This is a genomic window from Pseudoalteromonas sp. ND6B, from assembly GCF_000764215.1.
In the GTDB taxonomy this organism is placed as follows: domain Bacteria; phylum Pseudomonadota; class Gammaproteobacteria; order Enterobacterales; family Alteromonadaceae; genus Pseudoalteromonas; species Pseudoalteromonas tetraodonis.
Genome location: NZ_JQFL01000067.1, coordinates 127,050 through 136,207, shown reverse-complemented (window position 1 = coordinate 136,207; position 9,158 = coordinate 127,050). Strand labels below are relative to the sequence as shown.

General features: G+C 40.4%; 5 protein-coding genes, 2 pseudogenes and 1 other annotated feature. Of the genes and pseudogenes, 3 read left to right on the top strand and 4 right to left on the bottom strand.

The features are described from left to right. The first annotated feature begins 50 nt into the window (after positions 1-50). A protein-coding gene (locus ND6B_RS03615) for an IS3 family transposase (RefSeq protein WP_089368775.1) occupies positions 51-1,270 on the top strand; the annotation gives its coding sequence in 2 pieces (ribosomal slippage) (positions 51-330 and positions 330-1,270; 1,221 coding nt in all). After that, positions 329-445 (top strand) — a sequence feature (AL1L pseudoknot). It overlaps the preceding gene by 117 nt. Here the strand turns inward: ND6B_RS03615 and ND6B_RS19700 are convergent. From ND6B_RS19700 to hrpB, 3 genes and pseudogenes are all read right to left on the bottom strand, one after another. After that, positions 1,234-2,267 (bottom strand): annotated as a pseudogene (locus ND6B_RS19700) (sensor histidine kinase). The gene ND6B_RS03615 and the pseudogene ND6B_RS19700 sit on opposite strands and share 37 nt — an antisense overlap. Continuing rightward, positions 2,260-2,810, bottom strand: a pseudogene (locus ND6B_RS03620) (heme NO-binding domain-containing protein). The pseudogenes ND6B_RS19700 and ND6B_RS03620 overlap by 8 nt, the downstream one beginning before the upstream one ends. Positions 2,811-3,029: 219 nt before the next feature. Then, complete coding sequence (gene hrpB, locus ND6B_RS03625) at positions 3,030-5,456, bottom strand: ATP-dependent helicase HrpB (RefSeq protein ID WP_033104065.1); 2,427 nt, start codon at positions 5,454-5,456, stop codon at positions 3,030-3,032. A gap of 568 nt (positions 5,457-6,024) precedes the next feature. Between hrpB and ND6B_RS03630 the strand changes: the two genes are divergently transcribed. Both ND6B_RS03630 and ND6B_RS03635 read left to right on the top strand, forming a co-directional pair. Then, complete coding sequence (locus ND6B_RS03630; RefSeq protein WP_008464416.1) at positions 6,025-7,542, top strand: DUF3360 family protein; 1,518 nt, start codon at positions 6,025-6,027, stop codon at positions 7,540-7,542. A 313-nt stretch (positions 7,543-7,855) separates the two neighbouring features. Continuing rightward, positions 7,856-8,053 carry a CsbD family protein gene (locus tag ND6B_RS03635; protein WP_008111942.1) on the top strand — a complete coding sequence of 66 codons (198 nt, stop codon included), beginning with the start codon at positions 7,856-7,858 and terminating at the stop codon, positions 8,051-8,053. A 110-nt stretch (positions 8,054-8,163) separates the two neighbouring features. Here ND6B_RS03635 and ND6B_RS03640 read toward each other — a convergent pair whose 3' ends face one another. Then, entirely contained in the window at positions 8,164-8,694 is a 531-nt protein-coding gene (locus tag ND6B_RS03640) for an ankyrin repeat domain-containing protein (RefSeq protein ID WP_008465259.1), read from the bottom strand. Positions 8,695-9,158 lie beyond the last annotated feature (464 nt).

Sequence of the window (9,158 nt, the reverse complement as noted above, 5' to 3'; positions counted from 1 at the left end):
TGAATCGCCCCGTGTTTGCCAGAGACTCAATAACTTGAGAAACTGGAACTATGAAAAAATCAAATCGCTATACATCAGAATTTCGTGAACGTGCAATTAGGCTTGTTACCACACAACAGCATGAATACCCTTCTCTTTGGGCTGCGCTAGTATCGATTTCAGATAAACTGGGATGTACCCCAGAAACACTTAGAGCATGGGTCAAGAAATCTCAAGCTCAACCGTCTAAACCCTCTTCTAATACGCAATCAACTGAAGAACGCCTTGCCGTCTTAGAGCGCGAGAATAAAGAGCTCAAGCGAACGAATGATATCCTGAGGCAAGCTGCCGCTTTTTTCGCCCAAGCGGAGCTCGACCGCAAACAGAAGTAATAGTGGATTTTATTGATGCTTGCAGAGAGCATTACGGTGTCGAGTCAATTTGCAAGGAATTGCCGATTGCACCATCAACGTATTATTCTCATAAACAGATACAAAGAGAGCCTGAGCGACTGTCTAACCGCAAAAAGCGTGATGCTGAGCTGATAATACTCATTCGCGAAGTGTGGGAGGATAATATGTCAGTTTATGGTGCAAGAAAAATATGGAAGCAGCTACAGCTTGACGACCATCAAGTCGCCCGCTGTACAGTCGAACGATTGATGCGAGTTATGGGAATTCAAGGTGTTCGTCGGGGTAAAGCACATAAGACAACGATACCTGACGAGCAACAAGATAAGCCACTTGATTTAGTTAATCGTCAATTTACTGCTGAGCAGCCAAATCAACTTTGGGTAGCTGACATCACCTATGTTGCCACATGGAGTGGGTTTGTTTATGTCGCTTTCGTGATAGATGTTTTTTCACGATACATTGTAGGTTGGCGTGTATCAACGACAATGCACACAGAGCTTATTCTTGATGCGTTAGAGCAAGCTATTTGGCATCGTGGCAACCCCGAAGGGTTAATTCACCACAGCGACAGAGGCAGCCAATATTTGTCTATACGATACACTGAGCGACTTGCTGAAGCTGGAATTCAAGCGTCTGTAGGCAGTGTGGGTGACTCTTATGACAATGCATTGGCTGAAACAATAAATGGATTATTTAAAACAGAGATTATTCGCAGAAATGGCCCGTGGAAGAATGTTGATGCTGTTGAATACGCAACGTTAGAGTGGGTCAATTGGTTTAATAATCAACGCTTATTATCTTCAATTGGGTATATTTCACCAGCTCAATATGAAACAGACTACTATGATAATTTAAACGAGTCAGGTAAAGTGGCCTGACTTAAACAAACTGGTCTCCGATGAACTCGGGGCGATTCATACACGGACTTTGTTGAAATAGGTATTGCACAACGTATTAAAGACCCCTTATTAACTTCACTTTCAACCTCTATAGCGCCGTTGTGCTCTTTAAGTATGTTGTAAACTATAGCCATTCCCATACCAGTGCCTTGGCCTACGGGTTTAGTAGTAAAGAAAGGATCGAATATTTGTTTTAGTGTGTCGCCATCCATCCCACAGCCGTTATCTGCCACCTCAATATAAATATTATTTTTATTAGCAAACAGCTTAATGGTGATTTTTCCCTGCTGATCGAACTGGCTATCACAGGCGTGTTTCGCATTAATTAATAAGTTTACAAACACTTGTTTCATAGATGAAATATTACACCGTGTTAGAGGTAACTTTTCAATGTGTAACTCTATAGCACACGTCCCTAGCTGGTTGTCGAGTAGTTTTAGTGTGCCATTGAGTGATTCTGTAATATCTGCCATTGCAGTTACGTTGTCTTTTAGGCTTGCAAAGTCGACAAGGTTACTAACAATATGAGCTATGCGCTCTAATCCCTCTTGGGTATCATCAACTAAGTCATCAATATCGTCCACAATAAAGCTTAAATCGTTCTCTTGATTGAGCTGAACTAAAATAGACTCTAACTGCGATACTGAAATCGATTTATCTACAAATTGTGAGCCGCCGTCATTAGCGAAACCAACACGGGCTTTATAAATTTTATACTTTCTACATTACTGGTTATGTAATCAAGCGGGTTATTTATTTCGTGGGCCATGCCAGCAGAGAGCGTCCCTAGCGTGGCCATTTTTTCGCTTTGCATTAAGGTTATTTGTTGGTTTTTAACCGTTTCGAGCTTTTCTTCCAGCTCTTGATTAACAATAAACAATGCCCGTGTTTTGTCTTCTAGTAGGGTTTCTAATTGATCTCTGGCTGATTTTTCGCGCAAATACGCTTTTTTATAATTGTAGTCGTCTTCAGCCATGGGGAGTCTCATATTTTATTTCAATTAAACACGAATCAAACCCATCATGCATACACTGGGCATGATTAAGTTTAGCATCAACCCCATAATGAGCCGCTGCACCAAAAATAAGCCCTTCGGCGCACATACAAAGCTGTCGCTTAGAGTTGTAACGCATTAAAATAAACCCGTCTTCAATAATTTTGGCGTCAATTTCAGGTAAATTAGGCTCATGATAAAGCTTAGCTACTTCAACATGAATTACTTTATCAATACTAATAATGAGATCAGCAAAACTATTAAAGCTGTCTACTATAGCTGGGTGACGTGCCTTTAAGTGAGAAAATAAATACTCTCCAAAGGCCTTTAATACCTCTGGCATAGACATAGAAAGTGCAGTTGCTACATCTTGTGCCAAACCAACTATTTCTTCATCCGGGTAACTTTCTGCAGAAATATAAACACGACCTTCAGGTGCATTTATTCAAGTAAGTCGTCCCATGCAGCCATGCCACATTTTTCAATAACCAGTGCCTCAAGCCCTCTAAAGATAACGTCTTTCATGCATCTTCCCTCTATTATCACTTTTAGATTGTTAGCTGCATCTTCAATTAGTTACAAACGCTCGCTACCTTACGACTCATATGTACACTAGCGTAGTAAGTCTTACTCTGTAAAATATCAGCATTAAAGTAATAATAGTTTAGTGCTTGTAAAACGCCCAAAAATGTTCGTTATTTGTATGGTCAACGTTTAACATTAAGTGACATTAAGGAAGCGTGATCACATTCTGCTTTTTACTCTATTAGTGGCAACGCTATTGGCAGGATCGTCTGGCCAAAAATGTTTGGGGTAGCGCCCTTTCATCTCTTTTTGTACCTCGCGGTAACTACTATTCCAAAAATGTGCTAAGTCTTGGGTTAACTGTAATGAACGCTTGCCTGGCGATAACAACTCCATTAGCAATGCTAATTTACCGTTAGCTAGCATAGGTGTACTGGTTAAACCATATACCTCTTGCATGCGCACACTAAGCTTGGCAGGTCCATCAAGTTGGTATTCAATTTTTATGTTAGAGCCACTTGGTACTGTTAGTCGCAGTGGGAGTAAAGATTTTAGCTCGCTTTGCTGTTGCCAATTAAAACAGTTTTGTAGTGCCTCAAAATAATTAAATTTTTTAAGTTGCTCAAGGGTTTTAATATCTTCAAGGTATACTCCTAACCAATCACCTGCTGTTTCAATGAGCTGCTGCTGATTAATAACAGGAAACTGTTCTGGCATCAATTTGCTGGCTAGGCACATTCTAATAAGTAACTGCTCACTTTCTTTTTGCTCGTTAAACAGTGAAAAGCCCTGTTTGGCAAACACACTAAGCCATGCCTTGGCACGCTCTGTTTTATCAAGCTTATGTTTACTTGGTTGGCTACTAAGGGTAATTTCCCCAAGTTTTACTTCATCTTGATGAATAAACCGAGCGGCTTTTTCATCAAACTCGCAGCGGGTCAACTCAGTGAATAAATGCGGTAAATACTCTTTAAGCGCTAATGGATTTAGCGCCGTGGCTGCAAAAACTCGCCCGCCTTTATGCCCGCCCATACTGGCAATAGCTATATATTCGTCATTATGCCAGTAGTCAGGGTTTAGCTCAGCCCCTGCCCCATTTGCTAATAAGTAGCCATTGCCACGTTTTTTAGCAATCCGATCTGGATAGCCAAGCGATACTAATAAGCTTAAATGTTCAGTGTTTAAATCTGTGCGGCTATCGGTAAATTTTAAGCGTTTTAACCAATAATTTAATTGTTGCTTAAACACAGGATGCGGACGCTGCTGTTGACTATGCAGTGCTAGGTTGAGCTCATTGGCAGTGCTAACTCGGCTTTCTAGTAAGGCCACCAAATAAATAGCTAAGCGATAAATCCCATTTAATCGTGGCTCTAACATTTGCGCTTTTAATAACATATGCGCTAAGCGAATATCGGCACCAAAGCCCAACATTTTACTACCCAGCGTGGTGAGCTTACCGTTACTATCTATGGCTTCAAGCATAGATAATAAATTGGTAGCTTGGCTGCATTGTTGCTCACTTGGCGGGTCAAGTAAGGTGAGTTCACTAATGCTTGCGCCCCATTGCTTCGCCTCAAGCATCAGTTGGCTAATATCTGAGGTAAGAATATCAGGGTTATCGTGGCTGTTTCGTCTCTCAAAAGTTTGTTTTGAACCTAACCGATACACAACCCCTGGTTCTATTCGTCCTGCACGCCCTGCGCGCTGTACTGCCGATGAACGCGATATACTTTGCGTGGTAAGCTCAGTTACACCGGTTTTTAAATTAAAGCTGGCTGCACGGCGCTTGCCGCTATCAACAACAATTCTAATACCTTCAATGGTTAAGCTGGTTTCGGCAACATTGGTCGTTAATACTACTTTTCTCATCCCTTGAGGCGCTGGTGCAATTGCTGCTTGTTGATTGGCTTTATCTTGTTCGCCAAATAATGTGGCAACAATACAATCACTGGGCAAGTCGCTCAGCGCTTGCTGCACGCGCAGTATTTCAAGCTGGCCGGGTAAAAATACCAGCGCACTGCCTGTTTGCTCATTGAGTGCTTGTTTTATTATTGGTGGAATAGCATCAAGCCAGCGGCTTTCATCTTTTATTGGGCAATATACTTCGTCAATAGGGTAACTTCGCCCGTTTGACTGGATCACTGGGCAATTAAAAAACTCAGTGTAGCGATCGCTATCAAGGGTGGCCGACATCAGCATAATAGTTAAATCTTCACGCAATGCTGCTTGCGACTCTAAAGCAAAAGCCAGTGCGGTATCGGCGGCAATAGAGCGCTCATGAAACTCATCAAAAATAAGTAAATCAACATCACTAAGATCAGGGTCGTTTTGTAACATGCGCGTAAGCATGCCTTCGGTAACTATTTCAAGGCGAGTGTGTGTGCTGACTTTGCTTTCACCTCGCACCCGTAAACCGACACTTTGCCCCAGCGTTTCGTTTTGGCAGTGCGCTAAATAATTGGCAATATTTCTCGCCGCCAAGCGCCGCGGCTCTAACATGACGATGCGCTTATAATGTCCATCGCGCATAAGCTGTAATGGCAACCATGTTGATTTACCAGCACCAGGCGGCGCTTGCAGTAAGGTGATTGGGTTGGCTTTTAAAGCATCAATGAGTGAAGTATATATTTCTTGAACCGGCAGCACGCTATTTACCCTAAATTACTTTGCCGCCATTGTAGCAAAAAATATCGTTTTATTATTAAAAAGCAAGTGGCGTTTTAAGTGATTTAAATGCCCTTAAATTAGCTCACGATTGCATTTCGTTTCAAATACCTAGTAGGTATAAAGCTGTAAACCGAAGCTAAAGCTAAGTAAAAACTCTTTTTAATTGTTACGTTTTGTGCAACTTTGCGGCTAATTGTATTTATAATAAGCAAATAGCGGCTAACGTCACCTTTATTAGACTAAAGAATGATTGCTGCTGAATCTGCTGATTTTATGACCTTTCTGCTATTTTACATGGCAAGATCACACTGTAAAAACAAAAACATAAACCACTGAATTTAAAGATCTTTTAAATTTAACAAGCCAGTTACAACACATCCCTTTGCTATTTTTGTTAACACTTACAAAGCGTTAAACTGGGCTATGCACGACCTTTTGCCTAATTACAATCTGTAGCAAGCTGTTTTACCCTGCGCACTCAACGTTCATTTGCTTTGTAAAAGCTGTATTTTTATTTTGAGTTAGCAACTAAGTTGCAGGAGAAGTCATGACCACCAAGCCGCTAGATGATAATTCATCTGATGCTATACCAGGAGCGGATACTCAAACCGTGTCCGATAGCTATGAAAATCTTCATAAACCCAGCTCTGAGTTTGAAAGCCGCGACGCTTATCTAGAGCACGAACTGCAAATTATGCAGCCAAAACGCTGGCGTCCAAATTTACCGTTTAGAGATTATCGCTTTGAATTTGAAGACACCATTCCAGCGATGGCCGCAACTATAGGTAAAGTTGTGATGGTTGCAGCCATTGCTGCCACTTTTGCAGGCCCTTTGGGGTTGAGTGATGGCTTTGTACTTGAAAACGTACGCTACGAACTTTTAATTGTTTCGTTATTTATTTTACTATTTTCTGGCTTTATTTTACCGACCGCTAACTTAGCGGGTACTCATGGCCCACTCATTCCATTAATTCCTATTGTGGTTGCCGCAGGCGGACACCCTATGGCCTTTGGCTTGCTCATAGGTGCCTTTGGATTGATATTAGCATTCAGTAAAGGCGGCAGTCTCATGGCCAAGCTCACCAGTAAAGGGGTATGTGGTGGCTTGCTTCTCTATTTAGGCTTTGTGGGTACCATTTCTCAGGTTAAAAAACTATTTGCATGGGCTGAAGAAATTCAAATGACCCATATTGCCTTTATCGTAATCTTAGCCACAATTTTACTTTATGCTTTATTGGAGCATTACAAAAAACGCTGGTTAGCCGTGCCACTGAGCTGTTTAATTGGTGGTTTTACTGCTTTTGCATTGGGCGCACCGTTTGAGTTTCATACTGCACCGGGCTTACCAAACATGAACCCTATGTACTGGTGGGGCGAAAACACCGGCTGGATGCTTGGCTTACCCACAGCAGAAAGCTTTGTGGTTGTACTTCCTTTTGCAGTTTTAGCGGTTGCTATGTGGTCGCCTGACTTTTTAGGCCATCAAGTATTTCAAAAAATTAGTTACCCAGAGCGTACTGAAAAAGTACAAATGAATATCGACGATACCATGCTTAGCGCATCAACAAGACAAACCTTTGGCTCGCTATTAGGCGGTGCTAACTTTGCGTCATCTTGGGGCACTTACATTGTTCCTGCTGCTATTGCAAAACGCCCTATTCCTGCAGGCGCAATTTTAACTGCGTTATTTTGTATTATCGCGGGTGTTTGGGGTTACCCAATGGACTTAGCTATTTGGCAGCCAGTATTATGTGTTGCCTTAATTGTAGGGGTGTTTATTCCACTACTTGAAGCGGGTATGGAAATGACCCGTGAAGGTAAAACCACCCAATCAGCCGCCATTGTGGTGTTTGCATCAAGCCTAGTAAACCCTGCATTTGGTTGGTCACTAACTATGCTACTTGATAACTTGGGCCTTATTGGCTGTAAAGAAAGAAGTGCTGATTTATCGCGAATGAGTCGCTGGGTCATCCCACTTATAATGTTTGTATTATTAACCGGTGTAATGGCACTGGTAGGCATGCTGCCAGGCATTCCTGCGCTAATGCCTAGCTTTAGACATTAATTCCTTTATTAAACAGCAAAGCGAGCTTTAATAGCTCGCTTTTTTTATACTTATAAAAAACCAGCACAGTGTTCCTGTAATAATCCCCCCTGAAGTGACAGTCCCTGAAATAATTACAAGCCACCCTACAGAATTTTTATAAAGCTCGCCACCAGCTAAAAACCTTTACGCACCAAAAAAGCATAAGCAGTTGATATATTAAGCGTTTCACTTTCTGGTATAGCCTTTGCAACTTTATAAGTGAACGTTAAAAATCATTTTATTAGTAACGCTTTTAAAATGAAAAATCATCACTCTTAATAAGGAGCTAATTATGAATAGCGATCGTATCGAAGGAAACTGGAAAGAACTTAAAGGTAAAGCGCAACAAAAATGGGGCGATCTTACCAACGATGATTTAGATAAAATTGAAGGTAGCCGTACCGAGCTTGTTGGTAAAATTCAGCAAAAATACGGTAAATCCAAAGATGAAGCCGAGCGCGAAGTAAATGACTTTGAGAAAGGTCATTAATATAAAGCGTGTTAACAGCTTTACTTGCTAATAAAAAACCGCCAATTGGCGGTTTTTTTGTTGGTAAATAATAAAATCACTAGATTTAACATATTCGGTAATTCTTTGAATTAACCTGCCTGTTTATTATTTGAAATCGACGCCAAAAGTTCAGATATCAGCTGCCTATCTATCTGAGCATTTTTTTCACTCAGTTTATGAATAAACTCTAAAGGTGTAAGCCCATGTGATTTTTCTTTAATGGTAATACTCGCGCCTTTATCCATTAAAAGTTGCACTAAACCAAAGTCATTAAGCAAAATAGCCGAGTGTAGAGGTGATAAACCATCTATGTGACTTAACGTATTTACTTTGATTCCTTTAGAAATAAAGTATTCGATATAAGCATCGCGCTTATCTATATCTTTAATTTCAAATAAAAATGCTAGACCAGCGCCTGATTCAAGTGATTCGATATCACCCTTATCTGCTCTATAATTAAGTAAATAATATTCACAAACGTCACTTGGTATATAGCGAGTATTATCATCAGTGCTGCAAATAGTAACATCTTCAATATCACTATTAATAAGCGAATACAAAGCAACTGAAGAATATCCAACAGATAACAATAGGAACAAAAAAATAGTAAGCTTTTTCATTTCTACTCCCAGATTACTTTACTATCAGCATCGCTATATATTTAAAAATTTAATACTCTCCCTATTCTCACATTAGTAAAAGGCTTGCCTTTTACCTCAGAGCACAAGTGCACTTTGTAAGCACCAATATGATTACCAAACTTTTTAAGTGTTGTTAAAAATGACATAAACAAGAAGCCTTAAAAATAGGCCGTGAACATTTTTTGGAGGGTTGCTACATGATTCCCTATCAAGCTTAAATATTCACATGCCTTTGTAAATAGGCCTCACATGATAAACAAGCCTATATAAAATACAATAATTAAAACTTTAGATGTATAGGTAAATCGAAAGAGAAGCTGAGCGCGAAGTAAATGACTTTGAGAAAGGACATTAATATAAAGCGAATTAACAGCTTTACTTGCTAATAAAAACTGCAAGCTGGCGGGTTTTTTTATGCCTTAAACTTTAATTGAGCTTTGAAG

Bases quoted from the DNA above. Each gene is read 5' to 3' on its own strand.
- ND6B_RS03630 (WP_008464416.1), top strand. From the start codon at position 6,025: ATGACCACCAAGCCGCTAGATGATAATTCATCTGATGCTATACCAGGA.
- ND6B_RS03635 (WP_008111942.1), top strand. From the start codon at position 7,856: ATGAATAGCGATCGTATCGAAGGAAACTGGAAAGAACTTAAAGGTAAA.
- ND6B_RS03640 (WP_008465259.1), bottom strand. From the start codon at position 8,694: ATGAAAAAGCTTACTATTTTTTTGTTCCTATTGTTATCTGTTGGATAT.